The organism is Streptomyces sp. MA5143a (assembly GCF_900290235.1).
Taxonomy (GTDB): domain Bacteria; phylum Actinomycetota; class Actinomycetes; order Streptomycetales; family Streptomycetaceae; genus Streptomyces.
In genome coordinates, this window is sequence record NZ_OLMK01000031.1 from 1 (window position 1) to 18802 (window position 18802).

Annotated in this window: 20 protein-coding genes and 2 pseudogenes; 16 read left to right on the plus strand and 6 right to left on the minus strand. The window is 69.9% G+C overall.

What is annotated here, in order from left to right:
• From SMA5143A_RS15835 to SMA5143A_RS15845, 3 genes and pseudogenes are all read left to right on the plus strand, one after another.
• Positions 1–306, plus strand: a 306-nt coding sequence (locus SMA5143A_RS15835; RefSeq protein ID WP_181361873.1) for a phosphatase PAP2 family protein, incomplete at its 5' end; no start/stop codon positions are given.
• Between the two features lie 92 nt (positions 307–398).
• A pseudogene (locus SMA5143A_RS15840) lies at positions 399–614 on the plus strand (FAD-binding protein); the annotation flags it as partial.
• Between the two features lie 171 nt (positions 615–785).
• Entirely contained in the window at positions 786–1547 is a 762-nt protein-coding gene (locus tag SMA5143A_RS15845; protein ID WP_107463565.1) for an SDR family NAD(P)-dependent oxidoreductase, read from the plus strand.
• A gap of 52 nt (positions 1548–1599) precedes the next feature.
• Here the strand turns inward: SMA5143A_RS15845 and SMA5143A_RS42995 are convergent, their stop codons facing one another.
• The gene (locus SMA5143A_RS42995; protein WP_181361874.1) at positions 1600–1902 is read right to left on the minus strand and encodes a hypothetical protein; all 303 of its coding nucleotides are present in this window, start codon (positions 1900–1902) and stop codon (positions 1600–1602) included.
• Between the two features lie 99 nt (positions 1903–2001).
• On the opposite strand from SMA5143A_RS42995, the gene SMA5143A_RS44755 reads away from it, so the two are divergent.
• Positions 2002–2631, plus strand: coding sequence for a LysR substrate-binding domain-containing protein (locus SMA5143A_RS44755; RefSeq protein WP_181361875.1), 630 nt, complete (start codon positions 2002–2004; stop codon positions 2629–2631).
• A gap of 313 nt (positions 2632–2944) precedes the next feature.
• Here SMA5143A_RS44755 and SMA5143A_RS15855 read toward each other — a convergent pair whose 3' ends face one another.
• Positions 2945–3862 carry a dihydrodipicolinate synthase family protein gene (locus SMA5143A_RS15855; protein WP_107463567.1) on the minus strand — a complete coding sequence of 306 codons (918 nt, stop codon included), beginning with the start codon at positions 3860–3862 and terminating at the stop codon, positions 2945–2947.
• A 70-nt stretch (positions 3863–3932) separates the two neighbouring features.
• Between SMA5143A_RS15855 and SMA5143A_RS15860 the strand changes: the two genes are divergently transcribed.
• Both SMA5143A_RS15860 and SMA5143A_RS44760 read left to right on the plus strand, forming a co-directional pair.
• Positions 3933–4907, plus strand: coding sequence for a LysR family transcriptional regulator (locus SMA5143A_RS15860; RefSeq protein WP_107463568.1), 975 nt, complete (start codon positions 3933–3935; stop codon positions 4905–4907).
• Positions 4904–5050, plus strand: coding sequence for a hypothetical protein (locus SMA5143A_RS44760; RefSeq protein ID WP_181361880.1), 147 nt, complete (start codon positions 4904–4906; stop codon positions 5048–5050). The genes SMA5143A_RS15860 and SMA5143A_RS44760 overlap by 4 nt, the downstream gene beginning before the upstream one ends.
• A 352-nt stretch (positions 5051–5402) precedes the next feature.
• Here SMA5143A_RS44760 and SMA5143A_RS15870 read toward each other — a convergent pair whose 3' ends face one another.
• Together SMA5143A_RS15870 and SMA5143A_RS15875 are read right to left on the minus strand one after the other, a co-directional pair.
• The gene (locus SMA5143A_RS15870) at positions 5403–6299 is read right to left on the minus strand and encodes a tyrosine-type recombinase/integrase (protein WP_258193552.1); all 897 of its coding nucleotides are present in this window, start codon (positions 6297–6299) and stop codon (positions 5403–5405) included.
• A gap of 54 nt (positions 6300–6353) precedes the next feature.
• A complete protein-coding gene (locus SMA5143A_RS15875) occupies positions 6354–6635 on the minus strand; it encodes a helix-turn-helix domain-containing protein (protein ID WP_107463569.1) in 282 nt (93 codons plus the stop codon).
• A 466-nt stretch (positions 6636–7101) separates the two neighbouring features.
• Here SMA5143A_RS15875 and SMA5143A_RS15880 point away from each other — a divergent pair, with 466 nt between their 5' ends.
• From SMA5143A_RS15880 to SMA5143A_RS15900, 5 genes are all read left to right on the plus strand, one after another.
• Positions 7102–7344: a helix-turn-helix transcriptional regulator gene (locus tag SMA5143A_RS15880; RefSeq protein WP_181361876.1), complete on the plus strand. Its 243-nt coding sequence runs from the start codon at positions 7102–7104 to the stop codon at positions 7342–7344.
• 134 nt (positions 7345–7478) lie between these two features.
• Entirely contained in the window at positions 7479–8738 is a 1260-nt protein-coding gene (locus SMA5143A_RS15885; protein ID WP_107463570.1) for a DUF3631 domain-containing protein, read from the plus strand.
• 192 nt (positions 8739–8930) lie between these two features.
• Positions 8931–9815, plus strand: a complete 885-nt coding sequence (locus SMA5143A_RS15890) for a DUF2637 domain-containing protein (protein WP_107463571.1) — start codon at positions 8931–8933, stop codon at positions 9813–9815.
• 131 nt (positions 9816–9946) lie between these two features.
• Entirely contained in the window at positions 9947–10597 is a 651-nt protein-coding gene (locus tag SMA5143A_RS15895; RefSeq protein WP_107463615.1) for a MobC family plasmid mobilization relaxosome protein, read from the plus strand.
• Positions 10597–12297: a relaxase/mobilization nuclease domain-containing protein gene (locus tag SMA5143A_RS15900; RefSeq protein WP_107463616.1), complete on the plus strand. Its 1701-nt coding sequence runs from the start codon at positions 10597–10599 to the stop codon at positions 12295–12297. Before SMA5143A_RS15895 ends, SMA5143A_RS15900 begins: the two co-directional genes overlap by 1 nt.
• A 359-nt stretch (positions 12298–12656) precedes the next feature.
• Here the strand turns inward: SMA5143A_RS15900 and SMA5143A_RS15905 are convergent, their stop codons facing one another.
• Positions 12657–13211 (minus strand): flavoprotein, encoded by a 555-nt coding sequence (locus SMA5143A_RS15905; RefSeq protein ID WP_107463572.1) that lies wholly within the window; start codon positions 13209–13211, stop codon positions 12657–12659.
• A pseudogene (locus SMA5143A_RS15910) lies at positions 13208–14225 on the minus strand (helix-turn-helix domain-containing protein); the annotation flags it as partial. The gene SMA5143A_RS15905 and the pseudogene SMA5143A_RS15910, both read right to left, overlap by 4 nt.
• An 83-nt stretch (positions 14226–14308) precedes the next feature.
• On the opposite strand from SMA5143A_RS15910, the gene SMA5143A_RS43010 reads away from it, so the two are divergent.
• From SMA5143A_RS43010 to SMA5143A_RS15930, 5 genes are all read left to right on the plus strand, one after another.
• Complete coding sequence (locus SMA5143A_RS43010) at positions 14309–14452, plus strand: hypothetical protein (protein ID WP_157873151.1); 144 nt, start codon at positions 14309–14311, stop codon at positions 14450–14452.
• A 427-nt stretch (positions 14453–14879) separates the two neighbouring features.
• A complete protein-coding gene (locus tag SMA5143A_RS15915) occupies positions 14880–15854 on the plus strand; it encodes an STAS domain-containing protein (RefSeq protein WP_107463573.1) in 975 nt (324 codons plus the stop codon).
• Between the two features lie 233 nt (positions 15855–16087).
• On the plus strand, positions 16088–16600 hold the full coding sequence (locus SMA5143A_RS15920; protein WP_228473096.1) for a DUF5994 family protein: 513 nt from the start codon (positions 16088–16090) through the stop codon (positions 16598–16600).
• 124 nt (positions 16601–16724) lie between these two features.
• Positions 16725–17918: a PP2C family protein-serine/threonine phosphatase gene (locus SMA5143A_RS15925; RefSeq protein WP_107463574.1), complete on the plus strand. Its 1194-nt coding sequence runs from the start codon at positions 16725–16727 to the stop codon at positions 17916–17918.
• A gap of 171 nt (positions 17919–18089) precedes the next feature.
• Positions 18090–18794, plus strand: coding sequence for a DUF5994 family protein (locus SMA5143A_RS15930; RefSeq protein WP_055539108.1), 705 nt, complete (start codon positions 18090–18092; stop codon positions 18792–18794).
• Positions 18795–18802 lie beyond the last annotated feature (8 nt).

The following is an 18802-nucleotide window of genomic DNA, read 5'->3' on the forward strand; positions in this document are numbered from 1 at the left end:
CCGTCGCTGCACTTCGGCTGGTCGCTGTGGTGCGGGCTGACCATCGCGATCGTCGCCCCACGGTGGTGGATGAAGGCCCTGGGCCTGCTGCACCCGACGTTCACGGTCGTCGCGATCGTCGCGACCGGCAACCACTGGGTCCTCGACGCGGTCGGCGGGGCCGCGGTCGTCGGCGCGGGCTTCGCCCTCACCCACCTCCTGACCGGACCACGGGCAGCCCCGGGCACGGACGAGGACGACGGGAAGACGGACGACGGGGCCCCGCGGACCGCCACAAGCGGCCCACGCGACCCCGTCCGTGGCTGACCATCAGTCCCGACGCGTCCGTGGCTGACCATCAGTCCCGACGCGTCGGCGGCTGACCATCAGTCCCGACGGCGGCAGGCCATCAGCCGATCATCCACAGGGAGACCGCAACCGTCATCGTGGAAGCGGGCACACGGCTCAGAGACCTGAAGCCCGCCCTGGCCCGGGAAGGCCTGTCCCCCACCGACGCGGGCGACATCAGGGAGCAGACCGTCACCGGCGCGACCAGCACGGCCGCTCATGGCACCGGCCGCAGCCCGGCCGCGAACGCGACCCGGATACTCGGCCCTGAAGCAACCGGTGACGGCCGATGTCGGTCTTGGGCCATTGCCTGAGCGGTTGCCTGGGGCACGGCAGGCCTGGAGGGGAGTTCGGCAGTTCGATTTACGTGGCGATCGCGTGCTCGGGTCGGAGTCTTTGTCGTTTCATGGTGAGAGGGGACTCCGGACGGATGGCGCCGGGGAGGTAGGTTGTCGACCATGAGTTCGATCTTCGAACGCGAGCAGCCCGCTCAGCGGTTGGCAGGCAAAGTAGTCGTCGTCACGGGAGCGGGCCGCGGACAGGGCGCGGCCGAGGTTCGGGCGCTGGCTCGAGCCGGTGCCACCGTGGTGGCCACCGATGTACGTCCCGAGGGCGAGGGATGCCGGCGGCTCGACATCAGCAGCGAGAGCGACTGGGACGAACTGGCCGCCGAACTGAAGGACACGTACGGCCACGTCCACGGGCTGGTCAACAACGCGGGGATCATCGAGAGGAAGCGGCTCGACGACGTACGCCCCGAGGACATGGCGCATGTGCAGGCGGTGAACACCACTGGCCCGCTGCTGGGCATCCAGCGGCTGTCCCCGCTCATGCCGCCCGGCTCGTCCATCGTGAACATCGGGTCGGCGACCGCCCTCACCGGCTACTACCCCGTCGCCTACACCGCGAGTAAATGGGCACTGCGTGCCGTCTCGAAGATCGCGGCAACAGAACTCGGGCCGAAAGGGATCAGGGTCAACACCGTACTCCCCGGCTACATCGAGACCGAGATGACCGCCCAGGCCACACAGGCCTTTCGTGACGCGACCATCAAGGAGACCCCACTCGGCAGAAGCGGGACGGTCGATGACATCGCCCCGCTCGTGGTGTTCCTGCTCTCGGACGAGTCGTCCTTCATCAGCGGTGCGGAGATCGCGGTGGACGGGGGGCTCACGGCGCACGGCGGCGTCAAGTCCATCTCGGACGCCCTGAAGAGCTGAGGAGCTTGAGCGGTCTGCTGCCCCGACGACTTTGAGCGGCCGGCCTGAGCGGTTACCGGCGGCGGCAGCAGAACTCGGCATGAGTAGCACGGGGGAAGGCGCGGGAGACGATGTCGAATCCGGCTCGTCGCAGCATGCCCTCTACGATCCAGGTGTAGGTGGAGAACTCCTCTCGGACGTGGGCTTCGAAGTCGGCCCTGGTGAAGCCCTCGCCGTCCGGACGGCCTGCGGTGTTGATCCACTGCTGCAGGTGTGTCTCCGCGCTGGAGGGCTCGAAACTGAAGATCACGTCCCACAAGTAGAAGGACCCGCCGGGGCGGAGCATCCTCGCCGCGTTGAGCAGGGCCCCACGCACGGCCGCGCCTTCCGCCAGTACGCAGCCGATGCCCTGGACCTATGGGCCCGATACCGCAGCTACGGCACTGCCGACGACGAACTCGACGGACACCTGCGGGTGTTCGCCTCCGTCACCGCGTGCCACACCCTCCTGCCCAAACTGCTCACCCCCTTGCGCGCCGCGCACCCGCGCGTGAGCATCTCCTTACGCACCGGCGACGCCGCGGCCGCCCTTGCCCTGCTCGACCAGGGCGAGACCGACCTGGCCGTCGCTGCCCTCCCCGCCCGGATCCCCGCCACAGTGCTCGCCCGGCAGATCACACAGACCCCGCTCGTCCTCGTCCAGGCCGGGTCCATACTCGCCCACGAGGAGTTCACCGCCGCTGAGGAGCCCTTCGTCCTGCCACGGCAGGGGCTTGTGCGCGCTGCCGCAGACCGGTGGTTCCGAGACCTGAGCATCCATCCGCACATCGCTGCCGAAACCGAGGGCCATGAAGCGCTGCTCACCCTGGTCGCTCTGGGCTACGGCACGGGTGTCATCCCCGACCTTGTCCTACAGCACAGCGGACTCCGCGCGAGACTTCGGCAGGTGACCGCCCCATCCGTACCAGATCGCCTCACCATCGGCGTCTGCATCCGACGGGCCGACGTACACCGCCCCTTGGTGGCCGCAGCCTGGGCGGCAACCCAGCCGGACACAGCGGACCACCTGGCTCAGCCGCGAGATGGGTTCAAAAGCACGCACTGACACCGCGCAGTGGCCCGCCGGCCCATCCCCCGCATGCCCAGCCGCTCGACACCGCACCCACGCTGCCCGGCCCTGCTCAGCCACGACAGCGAGGCCCGCTACCGAACCGGTGACACCGGCTCCGCGCCGAACACCTGACCGTCAAGGAACCACTCGACCTACAGGACGCTCCGCGCAAGGTGGCCGACAAGTGCACCGCTCTCTCGGCCTCCCGCAGGTATGTCTTCGGACCTCATCAGTCATTCGGGCATCGTCGCAACCTCGATATCACAGCCGATGACGGGTCCGCGTTGTGAATCGACCGGCCGCCCTGTCAGGCTGCGGCTTCTTGGTGGGCGGCCCTGGGTGCGGCCAGGTCCGCCGCGCGCCTGACCGAATCGGCTGAGGCGGCCAGCAGGGGCAGCCGGACGGCTGGGCTGGGTATACGGCCCTGAGCGTGCAACACCCCCTTGATCACAGCCGGGTTCGGTTCGGCGAAGAGCGCGGCGGACAGCCGGGCCAGCTCGGCTCCGAGTCTGCGGGCCGGTCCGGCGGCGTCGCGCTGCCACAGCGAGATGAGCTCGGCGAAGTCAGCGGTGCGGACGTTGGCCGACGCGAGGATGCCGCCGCGGGCGCCCGCCGCGAGCAGCGGCGAGATGACGGCGTCATCGCCGCCGAGCACCGAGAAGCCTGGGACCGGCGAGCCGAGCAGTTCCATCGCGGCCGCGTCGAGCACACCGGTCGCGTACTTGACCCCGACGACCTGCGGCAGGTGGCCGAGCGCGGTGAGCGAGCTGGTGTTGAGGCGCTGACCGGTGCGGTACGGGATGTCGTAGACGACCAGCGGCAGCCCCCCGTGTTCGGCGAGTGCCGTGAAGTGCGCCAGCGTTCCCGCCTCGCCGGGCCGGGTGTAGGGCGGTGTGGGAACCAGCGCCGCGGCGACATCACCGCTCCGAGCGAGCTCCCGCAACGTCGTGATGGCGGTGGCGGTGTCGTTCGTGCCTACGCCGACGATCAGTGGGGCGCCGTGTGCCCGGCAGGCAGCCGAGCAGATTCGGACCACGGCCCGCTTCTCCTCGGTGGTCAGCGTGGCCGCCTCCGCGGTGGTGCCCAGGGCGACGAGTCCGCGAGCGCCGCCGTCCAGTGCCTCGTCGGCGAGGCGGGCGAGCGCGTCCGGGGCGAGGCGCAGGTCGGCGGTGAACGGGGTCACCAAGGGGACAAACAGGCCGGTGAGGTTCGCTTCGGGCTTCATGTGCCCAGCCTGCCGACCCAAACCCGGTAGATCCAGTTCATGTTTCTACGCTCACACGTAAGCTCACCTTATGCTCGATGTCCGACGTCTCCACCTGCTGCGCGAACTGGACCGACGCGGCACCATCGCGGCCGTCGCCGAGGCGCTGACCTTCACCGCCTCGGCCGTCTCCCAGCAACTGAGCGTGCTGGAGCGCGAGGCGGGCGTACCCCTGTTGGAACGAAGCGGCAGACGGGTGGTGCTCACCCCGGCGGGCCGCACCCTCGTCACCCACGCCGACGCCGTCCTGGAACGCCTCGAACTGGCGGTCTCCGAACTGGCCGGGGCACGCGAGGGCATCGGCGGGCCGCTGCGCATCGGGACGTTCCCCTCCGGCGGCCCCGCGATCGTGCCCGCCACGCTGGCCGAACTGGCGCAGCGGCATCCCGCGCTGGAACCGATGGTGCAGGAGATCGACTCGACGCGGGTCTCCGACCGGCTACGCGCCGGCGAACTCGATGTGGCCCTCGTCCACGACTACGACTTCGTGCCCGCCTCCCCGGACACCACGGTCGACCAGGTGCCCCTGTTGGAGGAGCCGATGTACCTGGCCACGGGCGCCGCCATCGACACCGATCCCGCGAGAGGTACCGCCGCCCGCGGTGACACGCTGGCGGAACTGCTCGGACCGTGGGCCACGACCCCATGGATCACGGCCCGGGACGGCACGACCGGTCACGCGATGGCCGTACGCGCCTGTCAGGCGGCTGGTTTCCAGCCGCGCATCCGCCATCAGGTCAACGACTTCCGTACGGTGCTGGCACTGGCCGCCATCGGGCAAGGCGCCGGATTCGTACCGGAGATGGCTACGGAACGCACCCCCAAGGGCGTGTTCCTGACCCGGCTGCCCCTCTTCCGCCGCTCGAAGGTCGCCTTCCGTGCGGGCGGCGGCACTCACCCGGCGATCGCCGCGTTCGTGGCGGCGGCGCGAGCAGCGGTGGGCGCCACGGGCCTCACTTCCTCCGTGTCCACCGGGAGGCCGGCACCCTCCCGGAATCGGGAGTGAGCATCGCCTCCGGCGGCAACGCCGGTCTCGCGGGCGCGGGCGTGTGGGCCCGCCCTCCAGCAGGGCGTACCCGCGTCCTCACCGTCTGCCGGGTGTACGCCACCACCACCCGTACCCGAGTCGAACAGCAAGCAGCCGGCTGACCGCTTGATCTTCGGGCTGACGCCCCCTACCGTCGGACGATCACTCGCCTTCCCCACTGGAAGTGCCCATGCCTCGCCGGTCACCGGGCGAGATCAGAACCGAACGACGCCGTCGCGGATACGCCAGCAACCGCCGGGTCATCCCTGGTCTGTCCGCTGCGGCGAACCGACAGATCGCACAGTTCGAAGTTCAGTGCCGGTTGCCTCCCGGTCACGTCGCCCAGGCCTTCCGGGCATGGGCTCTGGCGCTTCACCCATGGCCGGGGAACCACCCTCTGGAGGGACAGGCACGCGCGAACACTGCTGCAAGGCGCGGCCTCGGCCATGAATCGCAAGTCGCGCCGTGAACTTCTCAGCGTGGTCGCTCCCCTGGACGACCGCTTCCTGACCGCTGACGGAAGTTACGGGCCCGCAGCGGTCCGCCCTGCGGAGCGGTGAAGAGCAACTCCTCATCTCCCCGCCCCTGGACATGGGGCTCCAGCTCCTCGGCCAGGAACCGCGGGATCGGCACCGACCGGCGCTCGTGGTTGTTGGGGGTGTCGAGGTAGAGCTTGCCGTTGTCCTCGGCGTACGCCTCGACGATGCGGGCTCGGCAGACGTCCAGATCTACGCGGCCCACCTTCAGCGCGGACGCCTCGCCCCAGCGCAAACCGGTGTAGGCCATCAACAGGATGAACACCCGGTAAGCACCTGACGCGTTGGCCAGCGCGTCGACCTGCATGTCATCGAGGTACACGTGGTCGGCCGGCGCCGCCTTCGGCAAGGGCACGCCGACAGCCGGGTTGACCGCCAGACGACGAGCCTTGACCGTGTAGCCGAGAACGCGGCTGAGGACGCCGTACGCCTTGCGGACCGAGCGGGGGCTGAGCTTCCGACCGCCGGTCGCCTCGCCGGACAGCAGGTCCGCGAGCCACTCGGCGATGTCCTCGAAGTTGATGCGGTCCAGTGGAGTGGTGCCCCACTTGGGGATCACGTGGACGTCGAGAACGCCGCGATACCGGCCCCGAGTCGAACGCTTGAGATGGATCTGCGCGGCCAGCCAGGACTCGGCCACCTCTGCGAACTTCACGCGGGCGGCTGCGGGATCGCGGTAGGAGCCGTCGTTGAGGCGGGACTCCATCTTCGTTCGCTCCGCGTCGGCGTCGACCTTGCGGGCGAAGGTCTTCATCTTCGGCTTGCCGTCGGGGTCGTACCAGCGGACCCGGTAGCGCCCGGGTGGCGTACGGCCAGCCCTCTTGGCATCAGCCACGGCACGTGCGTACGCCGCGTGCCCTATGCGGTCCTCAATCCAGACCCGTGCCAACTAGCACCCCCTCCGGTCATCGCTGGACACCGACGGGGGCGGCAGGAGCAGGTTCGTGGGAGGAACACCGAGCGCGGTGGCGATGGCGACGAGGTCGTCGATATCGCAGCGTCGGTGGGCGCGTTCGGTTCGGCTGAGGGCCGTGTTGGACATCGGGCGGCCCAGCGTCGTACAGCGGGCGGCGAGCTGGTGCTGGGTCAGGCCGCGCACGAGGCGTAGGCGCTCGATGGCGCGGGCGGTGTGGAGGCCGGCGGGGCCTATTTCGACAGGTCGGGTTGCCATGACAGGTAGCCGTAACTTGCGTCCGGCCGTCATGGCAAGAGTTAGTTCTTAAACCCTATAGAAGTCACCCGGGCCGAAGTGGTGTTCGTCTCGTCGAATTCCGGCACATCACGAGCCTTTTCAACTGAGAGGCCGTGCTATCTTCCCTCCGCGTAATGAAGATGGGCGATTTGAGCAACTATCGACCACAGTGCCCGGCGGGCTACAGCGGCACTGATGACTGCTGGTCGCCATCTCTGAGCTGCGGAGGTAACGGATTCCGACCCCTCTGCCAGCCGTTGGGCCACAGAAAAATTTCAGCCTCCGCAGAAGCGATTTCGGCAGCCGGGGATCCGCCCTTACTGTTTGGTCTCCCCCGGCCACGCCGACAGAAATAGTACAGAGTTTTAGAACTAACTCTGGACTTTTCTCTGGGCGGTGTGGCTGTGTTGTCCATGCCCGTTCTGCAAGACCGAAAAGGAGCCTTGTGCCGAAGACCTCTACCCGCAATACCAACGCCTCCGCCACCACCGCGACTGCCCAGCGCGGCCCGCTGGCCACCCCTGCGGAAGTCGCCGCGTACCTCGGGGTACCGGTGAAGACGCTCTACCAGTGGAAGTACCGGGGCATCGGCCCGAACGTGCACAAGGTCGGCCGTCACCTGCGCTACCGCTGGCACGAGGTGGACGCCTGGCTGAACTCCCAGTCCGCGTACGACTTGGCGGTCTGACGCCGCTTCTGGGACAGCGAAACGGCTCTCGGCGAGCCACCGCCGAGAGCCGCACAGTGCCTGCCCCATCGCCCCTGAATGACCGATCCGGTGGGCCGGGCCTTGCCCGTCCGGCCCACCAGGGAGGAACGCCTGTGGACGAACCTACGTCCTCCACCACCCCTACCCCATCCCCGACGCCCACCTGGCCGCCCGTCGCCGTCCCCGGCCAGGCAGCTCCCGCAATACCCGAACCCTCGCCCGCCGAGGACGAGAAGCCGCCCCAGGCTCCAGAGGGCGCCGCCTTGCTGGACGAGCTGCGGGAAGCCATCGCCCGGTACGTGATCCTGCCCAGCAGCGAGGCGCTGACCGCCGTCACACTGTGGGTCGCGGCCACGCACATCCAGCCCGCCCTCCAGCACGCGCCTCGTCTCGCGGTGGTCGGACCGGCGAAACGGTGCGGCAAGTCCCGCCTGCTGGATGTGATCACGGAGACCGTGCGCGAGCCGCTGATCACGGTCAACACCAGCCCGGCGGTCGTCTTCCGCGCCATCGGCGATGACCCGCCCACCCTGCTGGTGGACGAGGCCGACACCATCTTCGGCAGCATCAAGGCCGCCGAGAAGAACGAGGAGCTGCGCGGCCTGCTCAATGCCGGCCACCAGCGCAACCGACCCGCCCTGCGCATCTCCGGGCCCGAGCACAAGCCTCAGGCGTTCCCCACCTTCGCCATGGCAGCGCTCGCCGGCATCGGGGATCTACCGGACACGGTCATGGACCGGGCGGTGGTGATCCGCATGCAGCGCCGCAAGGATGGTGAGCGGGTCGAGCAGTTCCGCTCCCGCCGCGACATCCCGACCCTGCACGGCCTGCGCGACCGGCTGACCGCCTGGCTGCGCCCCCTGATGGACACCGCAGCGGACTTGGTACCGCCGATGCCGGTGCAGGACCGGGCGGCAGACACCTGGGAACCGCTCGTAATCGTCGCGGAACTGGCGGGCGGCACCTGGCCCGAGGAGGCCCGTGCCGCGTGTGCGTCCATGTGCGCGGCCGAGGCAGGCAAGGACGACGAGTCGAACCTGAAGACCCGCCTGCTGCAGGACATCCGGCGCGCCTTCGCACGCTGCGGTGATCCCGACATCATGCGCACCCGGGACCTGCTGGACGAACTCCTCAAGGACCAGGAGGCGCCGTGGGCCGAGTACGGCACCGCCGGCCTGAGCCCACGCCACCTGGGCATCCTCCTCAAGGACTTCGATATCAAGGCCGCCACTCACCGCTTTGAAGGCGGCCGGCAGGCCAAGGGCTTCGCCCGCCTCCGCTTCGCCGACGCCTGGGCCCGCTACTGCCCCGAGGAGCCGACGCCCGACAGCGGCGACGAGAGCACCGCCCCCGGCCCGGGCCTGCACTCGTAAAGACTCGTCGCACTCGTCGCGTCGCAGGTCAGCCCCGCGACGAGTGTCCTCGCCGTGACGAGTCCACTCGTATCACGCCAACCTTCCGTACCTGCTGTGACCAGGCACGCGACGAGTGCGACGAGTGCGCACCCCCTCCCACCAGCCTCACTCGGTGCCCATGGCACCCGCTCCCCGCCTGGAGTACCCCGCTTGCCTTCACGCACCGCCCAAGCTCCCTCGCCAGTACTGACCGCAGCGATCCGCCTCGGGGTCGCCCTGGACGGCACGATCGGCTTCGCCCTCTCCTACGACGCTCTGCGGCAGATGGCCGTCGCCATCCACGTCCGCGGAATCCTCACGTACGCCTTCCCCCTGGTGATCGACGGTTTCATCGCCATCGGCGTCGCCGCCCTGCTCATCCTGCGCACCGCACCCTGGCGCTCCCGGCTGTACGTCTGGGCACTCGTCGGCATCGCCACGATCACCAGCATCTGGGCCAACGCCCTGCATGCCGTCCGCCTCAACCAGCAGGCTCACACCACCGGGCTCCACCTGGACGACATCACCGTCGGCGCCCTGTCAGCCATCGCCCCGCTGGCACTGGCCGGAGCCGTCCACCTTGACCTGGTCATCCGCCCCCACCCCACACGCCACGTTCAAGAGGTCGCCACCACAAAGAGCCACAACGCCCCTGGCTACGGCCACAACCACACCGACTACGCCGAGCCGACTCCGTCATCCGAGGGCAACGCCGGTCTGCCAGAGCAAGCAGAGATGCCCGATGTGGCCGGTCGCCCCCGCGACGTGGTGCGGGACGCCGCCAATGTGCCGCAGGCTCGGAAACCGCTCGCCACGGCAGAGGGCCACGAACGCGACGTCACCTTCGACGAACTCCTCGCCCTCGCCCGCACGGCACCGCTGGGACGCGGAGGCCGCGCGTCACGCCGCAACATCGAGGCGGCGATACGAGACGCCGGCTACCGCATCGGCAAGGACCGCCTGACCCGGATCAAGGACTGGGTGCAGGCCGAACTCGACCAGGCCGCCAGCCAGTGGCGGGCCGAGCCCGACAAGGAACCCGCCAACGCCCTCTGAGGCTCCCAGCAGCACCCACCACCCTGCGAACTCGACTTCTCTCGCTCGTCCCCGCGCTGACCAGTACGGGGACGAGCCAGCCGTCGAATCGCGTCACCGTCGCACCGCAACACCACATGGAGAACCGCTCTATGCCCGACCTCCACAATGAACTCCCCACCAGCCAGCAGGAGGTGACCACCGCCGTCACCCAGCCAGCAAGGTATGACGTTGGACCGTCCAAGGGCCGGTCCAACGCGGACACCTCCGCCCCGGGGGTGGCGGAGGACTTCGGGCACCAGGGGGTGCCCGAGGAGGAGGCACCCGCCGACGCAGCCGAGCAGTCGCCCGCCGCCAGCGCCGACGAAGTCACCTTGTGTCGTCTCGCCCGCCGCCGTTCCCGCGAGGACGTCCAGCGCAAAAAGCGTGTCGACGTCCGCTACAGCGTCGACGAGAAGACCCGGATCCTCACCCGGGCCCGTGAGATGGGCATCGCCGGCGCCCACCTCGTCGGCGCCGTGATCATGGCCTACCTCGATGGCGATCTCACCGTGGGCCTGGCCGGGCAGCGCACCCAGCTCGATGATTGCCTCGACAAGCTCGACGCCCTGCGGGCCGAGGTCGCCCGCATCGGCAACAACGTCAACCAGATCGCCCACCGCCTCAACGCCGGAGGGGATCCACACCCTGTGGACACCGCCGTCCTCGCGCAGACCGAGCGCACCCTGGACGCAGTCCGCGCCGCGATCGGCGCCTTCGCGCAGACCATGAACCACGCTGTCTCCGCGAAGGCGGCCCAGTAATCGCCAAGATCGGCAGCGGCAAGGACACCGCCGGCCTGATCCGGTACCTGTTCGACACGAAGAAGGCCAAGGACCACACCGACCCGCACCTGATCGCCTCCTGGGACGGCTTCGCACCCGACCCAGGCCGCGCCGACGACTTCGACGCCACAAAGAAGCGCCTCGTGGCCGACCTCGACCTGCGGGTCAAGCAAGCCCGCCGACTGGGCCGGGTACCCGAGCGGCACGTGTGGCACTGCTCGGTACGTGCCGCCCCCGGCGACCGGCACCTCACCGACGCCGAGTGGGCGGACATCGCGCGTCGCATTGTGGCGGCCACCGGCATCGCGCCACAAGGCGACCCCGACGGGTGCCGTTGGGTCGCCGTACGCCACGCCGACGACCACATCCACATCGCCGCCACCAAGGTCCGAGGAGACCTGAGCACCGCCCGCCACTGGAACGACTACCTGAAGGCCGACAAGGAACTCGCCGCCATCGAGAAGGAATACGGACTCCTGCAGGTCGTGCGCGGCGACCGCACCGCCACCAAGCGCCCCACCCGCGCCGAGATGGAGAAAGCCCGCCGCGCCGGCACGACTCGGACCTCCCGCGAGCGCCTGCGCACCACCGTCCGCCAGCTGGTGTCCATCGCCACCAGCCCGGAGGAATTCCTCCACCTGCTCGACGGCGTCGAAGGCGTCCTCGTCGATGTTCTTCCCTCCGGCGACGTACGCGGGTACAAGGTCGCCGTGGCAGGCGACACCAACGCCGCCGGCGAGCCGATCTGGTTCTCCGGCGCCAAACTCGCCCCCGACCTGTCCTTCCCCAAGATCCGCGAACGCCTCACCGCCATCGAGGCTCCGCCCGCAGCGGAGCCGGGCAGCCGGCGCAGGCCCAACCCCTGGTACCAGGCCACCGCCGCGGCCGAGCGCATCCCCCACCACCTCGACCACGGTGACGACGCGGCAGCCCAGGCCCACATCGCAGCCTTTGGCGAAGCCATCGATGTCCTGCCGCTGCTCGCCCCCAGCCACCTGCGGCCACAGCTGCAACAGGCCGCCACAGCGTTCGAACGCGCCACCCGCTCCCGCATCCGCGCCCAGCAGGACCAGGCACGCGCCCTCCGGGGCGCCGTCCGCGCGCTGCGCACCGTGCCGGTCACCGGTGACGGGTCCGGGCTGGCGATGTTCCTCGACATCGCCGTGCTCGTCATCTTCGCCACAGCCCGCTGGCACCAGGCTCGCCGGCACGACCAGCAGGTCGCCGCCGCCCACCAGGCCCTGGTCCACCTGCAGGCCGTCTACCAACAGGCTGCTGCCGAGCCACTGGCCGCCCTGGCCCAGCGCCAACCACCGGCTCGCACCATGGAACGGCACGCCCAGCGGATCCTCGTGATCGTGCCCGAACACGCTCAGCAGATCCTCGACGACCCCGCCTGGCCGGCACTGGCCGCCGCCCTGACCGAAGCCGAGACCGCCGGCCACGATCCCGAGCTGCTCCTCCAGCATGCCGCCCGCCAGCGCACCCTGGACGACGCCCGCTCCACCGCCAGGACCCTCACCTGGCGCATCCAACGCCTCGCCGCCCGGCAGGCCCCCAGCGCCCGAGCACGAGCCGACCAAGCCCGCACGAGCGTTGCAGCACGAACGGCACAGCGTGGCCAGACCCCACCGAGCCCTTCGCAGCCTGGGCCTGCGGCACCTTCTCGACACCGGTAATTCCGGCACTGACGGCCTCGCGCGCGAGGCCGTCAGCAGGAGGAAGGCACCTGTCCCGTTCACCCCCAGGTTTCCCACACCGCTGACACCACACAACGGGCGCTTGGCCGGTCCAGGACGGGCGCGGGTTTCCTGAGTGAACATTCGCGCGTTTCCTGAGTGAACGCTCTGGTGTTTCCTGAGTGAACGGTCTTTGCCCGGGGGACCCCCTCCTACTTCCGGATCACCTCGCCTCGGCAGCAGCCCAGCACGTCCGCACGAGGAGGAGTGATTGCCTCGCTCCCCGGTGACCTCGTCGGCAGCCTGGCGAACGGGCGTCGACGATGATCACTGCGGTCCTCCCCGGTGAAGGAACCGCGTCACCGCACCGTGCCGACCAGAGGCTCCAGCAACTCCAGCGCTTCCTCCCAGCGGAAGCGATCCGCCGCGCCACCGGCCCTCGGCCGGTGCGGTTCGCACGAGCCGATCAGGACGCCCATACCCTGCAGACGGTCCAGGCTCTGCTGATAGGCAGGGTGGGCGGCCTGGGCTGAGTTCAGGTAGGGCAGTGCCACGGTCGGGATGCCCATGCCGTACGCCTCGGACAGGATGCCCAGGGCGAGGGTGTCTGAGATCCCGGCGGCCCACTTGTTGATCGTGTTGAACGTGGCGGGAGCGACGGCGATCGCGTCCGCCGGAGGCAGGGGGCGCGGGTCTCCCGGTGATCGCCAGGCGGAGCGGATCGGGTAGCCGGTCTGTGCCTCGATCGCCTTGGCGTCGATGAAGCCGAGTCCCTGCGGTGTGGCGATGGCGCCGACGTCCCAGTGCGCCTCCTGTGCGGTGGTGATGAGCTTGCCGACGTCACGGGCAACACCTGCCGCGCACACGACGACGTACAGGAAGGGCTTCTTGTCCGGAGCGGTCGGCTCGGTCACGCGGGGACTCCCAGTTGGCGGCTGAAGTGGTGCAGTTCCGGCAGGGTACGACGGCGGTCGCGGGCGGCCATGTCGGCGACCAGGTTGCGGACGTCGGGACGGCGGATGTCCTGGGCGGCGCAGGTCTCGGCGATGCGCAGGGCCTGGTAGCCGTCGGCGAGGCGGCCCTGCTGGCTGTAGGCACGAGCCGCCTCCACCCATAGGGCGGCGCGGCGCTCGGGGACCGGGATGTGTCGGCGCATGAGGGGTCGGGCCGCCTGGAGGGCGAGACCGGCGTCACCGAAGGCCACCAGGGCGCTCAGCTCGTGCAGGGCGACATTGGTCGGGCTGAAGGTGGCCCAAGCGTCAGGCCGGTCCAGGGTCACGTACCGGGAGACTTCCTTGGCCTCTGTGAGGAATTCCTTCGTGGCCGCGCGATCACCGCGGCTGCTGGCCGCGGTCACGCCGCGCAGGAGTAGCAGTCCTACAGCAGCGAGGTACTTCGGAGAGCGCCGGTCGTACGAACCGGTGAGCTGGTCGGCGGTGTGCCTGACCAGAGTGACGGCTTCGGTGGCGTGCTTCTCGCGCACCAGGACGTGGGCCTGGACACGGACGCTGGAGGCGAGGACCACCGGGTCGCCCGAGCGTTCTGCTTCGGCCATCGCCCGGCCGACGGCGAGCCATGCGTTGCCCTGGTCGTGCTGTTTGAGCAGCAGGCTGGTCGCGGTCTGGTACGCCGTGGCCAGGAGCCCGGACACCGTGTCCCTGTCCGTCGCATCGCCGGCGGCCATCCCGCAGGTCGGCGATCAGGTTCGGGAGGGTGCGCTCCAGCTCTGTGTAGTGACAGGTGTGGAAAAGCCTGAGTGCTGATCCGACGCGTTCGTACAGGACGGCCGTGTCCTGTGGGCCACCGGCGCCCGCAGGGCCGGCGCCGGGCAGGAGGGCCTGGACGAGGGCGGTGTGTGAGGCCGAAGAGCCGGCCGGGGCCGCGAGCGCTGCGATGCTCCCGGCGAGGAAGGTGCGGCGGTGCATGTCGGAACGAGCGCGACGCGCTCATAGAGACCGGCCTCCACTGGATCGGCCATCGTCAACCGGACGCGGACGGCCTGCTGTACATCGTGAACTCCACGGCCGCCTACCTCGCTGCCATGCCGCACATCCTGGACGAGATAAGCAACGTCACCGGCGCCCACGCCTTCCACGTGCGCAACCTGCCCCTGCTGAAGGGTCAGCGCGTCACAGTCAGCCGTCTCAAAACCTGATCTTCAGACGCCGTGTCGTCGGGGCAAGTCCGCCCGCGCTGCAGGCTGCCTTACGGGAGGGGACACACTGGAGGTGGCCTTGGCAAGCCGGGCCTGGCGCGAACCCATGCGCTCGTACTCGCGGCAGAGCCCGGACCGTGGGGACGGCCCGTGAGGTGATGCGGCCCCTACCGTGCCGCGCGCCCGTCGAAGCAGCCGCTTCCGGTTGCGGCCGACGTACGGTTGAAGTACCGAGGGCACCACGCACTCCGGCCGCCCCGCCGGGTCGTCCTCGGCGAGAGACGAACCCCGGGCCGCCCCAGTGGTCGGCGCGGAGACGGGTCGGCATCATGTCCGCCGCGGTCGAAGCAACTCCGCGCAAGCTCATCATGGCAGGGGCCGCGCTGAACACCCGTGCAGGTCCGCAACCCCGCCGAGGGGAGGCGTGATGGCCTTTGCCCGGCTGGACATCCATCGGCGGAACCGAGGAGAGCGGACGCTCGTCACGCTTGCCGGCGACATCGGGCCGGCCACGACGCCGCTGCTGCGGGCCGCAGTGGAGCAGTGTCTGCTGGACGGTGTCACCGTGATCGACATCGATATGACCACGGTCGGCTCCTGCGACGCCAGGGGCTTGGACGTCCTCCTGTCGGCATCACGGCGCGCCAGCCGGGTCCACGCTCGCCTGCGGCTGCACCATCCGTGCGCGCAGATCACCCGGCTCCTCGATACCACCGGATCGACTTCGCTGCTCCTTACGGCCCCCGTGAGTCCCGTGCCGCCCGCCGCATCCGGCGACCTCATGAGTACCGCGACGCGGGCGCCCGAGGACCCCGCTCGTCGGCCGGATCAGCCGGTCCTCAGGGACGGGATCCGCCTTCGACGGCTGACCCGCTGGCAGGCAGAAGACATGCGCGAGGACATCGCGGACCTGGCTGCGGAGTCCGTCGCGGGCACCGCCGGCGAGGCGTACCACGACCGTGGAGACTTCCTGCACCGCTTGGCGGTCACCGCCCACCGCCCTGGCTTCGCCCTGCTGGTCGCAGAAACGACGGTGCTGATCGGTTGCGCCTTCGGTTATCCGGTGGACCCTGACGGCTCCGACCGCCGGTGGTTCGACGGAACGCTCCAGGAGATCATCCAGCGGCTCACCTCCCGCGCACGGTTCGTCGTCCTCACCCAGGTCGTGGCCCATCCGCACGCTCAGCACCGCGATATCGCCCGCCGCCTGCAACAGCGTCTGCTCACAGACCTGCGGTCCTCCCTCGGGGTCACCCTGCTGCATCCTGCCGACCAGGCAGGACAAGCCGCCTTCTCGTCCTGGGGCTGGCAGAACATGGGCGAGGTGGTCGGGCTGCCCGGCCCCGTCGCCCCCTGTGTGTTGACCCTGTCTTCCGAAGGGCAGCCCTCGGCACGCCGATGATTCGGCAGAGGAGCGATGAGCCGGCGCCGGTCGTACGCGGCCCGGGCCGCCACGCCACCCGTCGTCCGCCGTACGGACGTGTCTCGACGCGATGGCTGCGCGCCACGCCGCCCGCCACAGCCGGGAGTAGCCTGACAGGTACCGAGAACTGTCGGGCGCACGACCACGGCGGCGCCGTTCCCGGCGAGTGACAGACACGGGCAGCCGGAAACCGCCCGGATCGGGATCGCACGATGAACGCCATCACCAAGTCCGCCAAAGGTACGGCCCCAGGTGACGGACACTCCTACCGGATGCCCTTGCCCCGGCTGCGCCTCACGCCGGATGTCAGCCATGGCCCGCTGGACGGCGCATGGTGGCCGCGCTGCGACGCACTGGAACTGGAGCTGCCCGCGCTGGTCGGCTCCTTGGATCCGAGCATCGGCACCATCACGCGCGTGACCGTGGGTACCGCCGCCTGGCCAGATGCCCCGCAGGAGGTGATGGCACCGGGGCATGTGATCGAGGTGGCCCTGAGCAACGGGGCGGCCGAGATGCATGCCATCACCGTGGACTGCGGCACCGTGGGGCGCTGGGAACTGCTCGTGGTCCCACCGGACGAACCGGCCGGAACGGCAGCCCTGCTGCTGACCGCCGCCTCCGACCCCGAGAACCCCTTGTCCGCCCCGCGCCTGCTGGCACTCGCCGAGAGCGGCCTCGACGGACAGGACACATGGGAGTCGGAAGGAGGAGCCGGACCCAGGTAAGCAGCCCGACCCGGCCTGCCACGCGTACCCGGCGGGCCCGGGCGTCCACGACCCCGTGATGGAGCCATGGCACCGACAGATCCCTTGTCATACCGGCCCGCCCCTGACCATGGCGGGTGAGGGGATGACGGCAGGACTGCGCGCGGACCGCTCCGAGAGCTTCGGAGAAGCTCTCCTCGGAGAGATCCTCGACAGCGCGCACGAATTGCCGCCCCATCTCATCGGGCCCCTGATCGCTGACGTGGTGGACCGGCTCGGTGGCCGCCGACCGCAGGTGCTGTTGCAGGACTACGGCCAGCTGCTGCTCGTACCGCTGCCCGGTGAGGGCCTCACGGGCGGGGAACCTCAGGTGATCGACGACTCCGAGGCGGGCCGCTGCTTCCTCGACGCGGTCCCCGTGGAGGTGCCCCGGGAGGACGGCGTCCGGGTCCACCTGCCCCTGCTGGACGGCGGTGACCAGGTGGGGGTCATGGTCGTGACGCTGGACAGCGTCGACGACCACGACCGCCGCCTGCTGCTCAGAATCTCCGGCCTGGTGGCCGACCTGCTGGTGACCAAGCACGGCTACTCCGACCTGTTCTTCGGCGTCCGACGCGGCGAGGCGATGAGCGTCGCCGCGGAGATCCAGTGGTCGCTGCTGCCACCGCTAGCGATGATCATGCCCCGGGTCGCCGTCGCCGGGATCCTGGAACCCGCCTACGACGTGGGCGGTGACAGCTTCGATTACGCGCTCAACGATGACGTCCTCCACGTGGCCATGATCGACGCGATGGGCCACGGACTGGACGCGGCCACGATGGCCACCGTGGCCATCGGCGCCTACCGCCACGCCCGCCGGGCCGGCATCGGACTGCCGGAGATCTACGACTTCATGGACCGCGCCGTGGCAGAGCAGTTCGGTCCCGAGCACTTCGTCACCGCACAGATGATGCAGCTGGACACGACGACGGGACGGGCGCAGTGGATCAACGCCGGGCACCCGTCGCCGATCCTCGTCCGCGACCACCGCGTCGCACAGCGTCTGGTCGCCCCGACGACCCTTCCCGTCGGCCTGGGTGGTTCGGTGCCTCGGATCAGCGAGCTGGGGCTAGTGCGCGGGGATCGCGTCCTCTGTTTCACCGACGGAGTGGTCGAGGAGCACAAGAGCGGTGGGGAGGAGTTCGGGGAGGACCAGCTGATCGACTGTGTGAACCAACTGGAGAGGACCGGGCGCGGCATCCGGGCGGTGACGCGATCCCTGTCCCACACGCTCAAGCAGGCAAGGGGCGGGCGGACCAGCGATGACGCGACCCTGCTCATGGTGGAGTGGCGCGGCTGACCTCTCACTCCCGCCGTCCGACACCGTTGTGCCGGCCGCGCCCGGCGGCGACGGCCCTTCAGCCCGAAGGACGGGAGCTCCCGGCACGCGCTGACACTGCCGGGAGATCACCCGGCCGGTACTCCACTCCATGTGGCCACTGCTCCGCGCCGCAGCGAAACGCGGAGTAGTGTGGACAGTACCGAGGGCATTTCGCACACCGGCTTCCACGCCGGGTCGTCCCCGGCGAAAGATGAAACCCGGGCCGCCGCAGAGGCGGCCCGGAGACGGGTCCGCATCATGTCGGCGACCTTGTACTCCACTCTGCCGCACCCCGAGTCCGTCGCAGCCCCGGCCGCGCGTCTCGCACTGAAGACCGAGAGCCCCTCCCGCGGACTCCTGGACGGAGCCTGGTGGCCCCGCTCCCGTGATCTGCTGAGCGAACTGCCGGCACTCACCGACGTGTTGGATCCCCTGTGGGGCCGTATCACCCGCATCGCCGTAAACCCGGAACACTGGCCGGTCATCCCCCGCACGGTTCCCGTGGACGGCCACATCGTCAAGGTCGGCTGGTTCACCCCGGAGATCGACCCGCACAAGCTGCTGCTGCTCTCCTACGGCACCGGCCGCTGGGATCTCCTGGTCATCCCGCCCGAGACCGGGGCGGAGTCTGCGGCCCGGCTGATGGCTGCCGCGTCCGACCACGACGGCCCGCCCCTGACCGCGAGCGCGCTCATCGCCGCGGACGAGGCCCGGCACGGCGTCTTGGCGGCCGACCAGCCACTGGACCCGGGCGAGGCATGGGAGTACGAGGGCGGCGCCTCCGCGGTGTCCGTAGCCGTTCCCCCGCAGACCGGTCCGCCCGGCCGGGCCAGCCGGCTGATCATCGGTATGTGAGGTGGCCG

Excerpts from the sequence above, each read along its gene's own strand:
- SMA5143A_RS15915 (WP_107463573.1), top strand. The coding sequence starts at position 14,880 with ATGGCCTTTGCCCGGCTGGACATCCATCGGCGGAACCGAGGAGAGCGG.
- SMA5143A_RS15895 (WP_107463615.1), top strand. The coding sequence starts at position 9,947 with ATGCCCGACCTCCACAATGAACTCCCCACCAGCCAGCAGGAGGTGACC.
- SMA5143A_RS15860 (WP_107463568.1), top strand. The coding sequence starts at position 3,933 with ATGCTCGATGTCCGACGTCTCCACCTGCTGCGCGAACTGGACCGACGC.
- SMA5143A_RS15875 (WP_107463569.1), bottom strand. The coding sequence starts at position 6,635 with ATGGCAACCCGACCTGTCGAAATAGGCCCCGCCGGCCTCCACACCGCC.
- SMA5143A_RS15920 (WP_228473096.1), top strand. The coding sequence starts at position 16,088 with ATGAACGCCATCACCAAGTCCGCCAAAGGTACGGCCCCAGGTGACGGA.
- SMA5143A_RS15845 (WP_107463565.1), top strand. The coding sequence starts at position 786 with ATGAGTTCGATCTTCGAACGCGAGCAGCCCGCTCAGCGGTTGGCAGGC.
- SMA5143A_RS15925 (WP_107463574.1), top strand. The coding sequence starts at position 16,725 with ATGACGGCAGGACTGCGCGCGGACCGCTCCGAGAGCTTCGGAGAAGCT.
- SMA5143A_RS15855 (WP_107463567.1), bottom strand. The coding sequence starts at position 3,862 with ATGAAGCCCGAAGCGAACCTCACCGGCCTGTTTGTCCCCTTGGTGACC.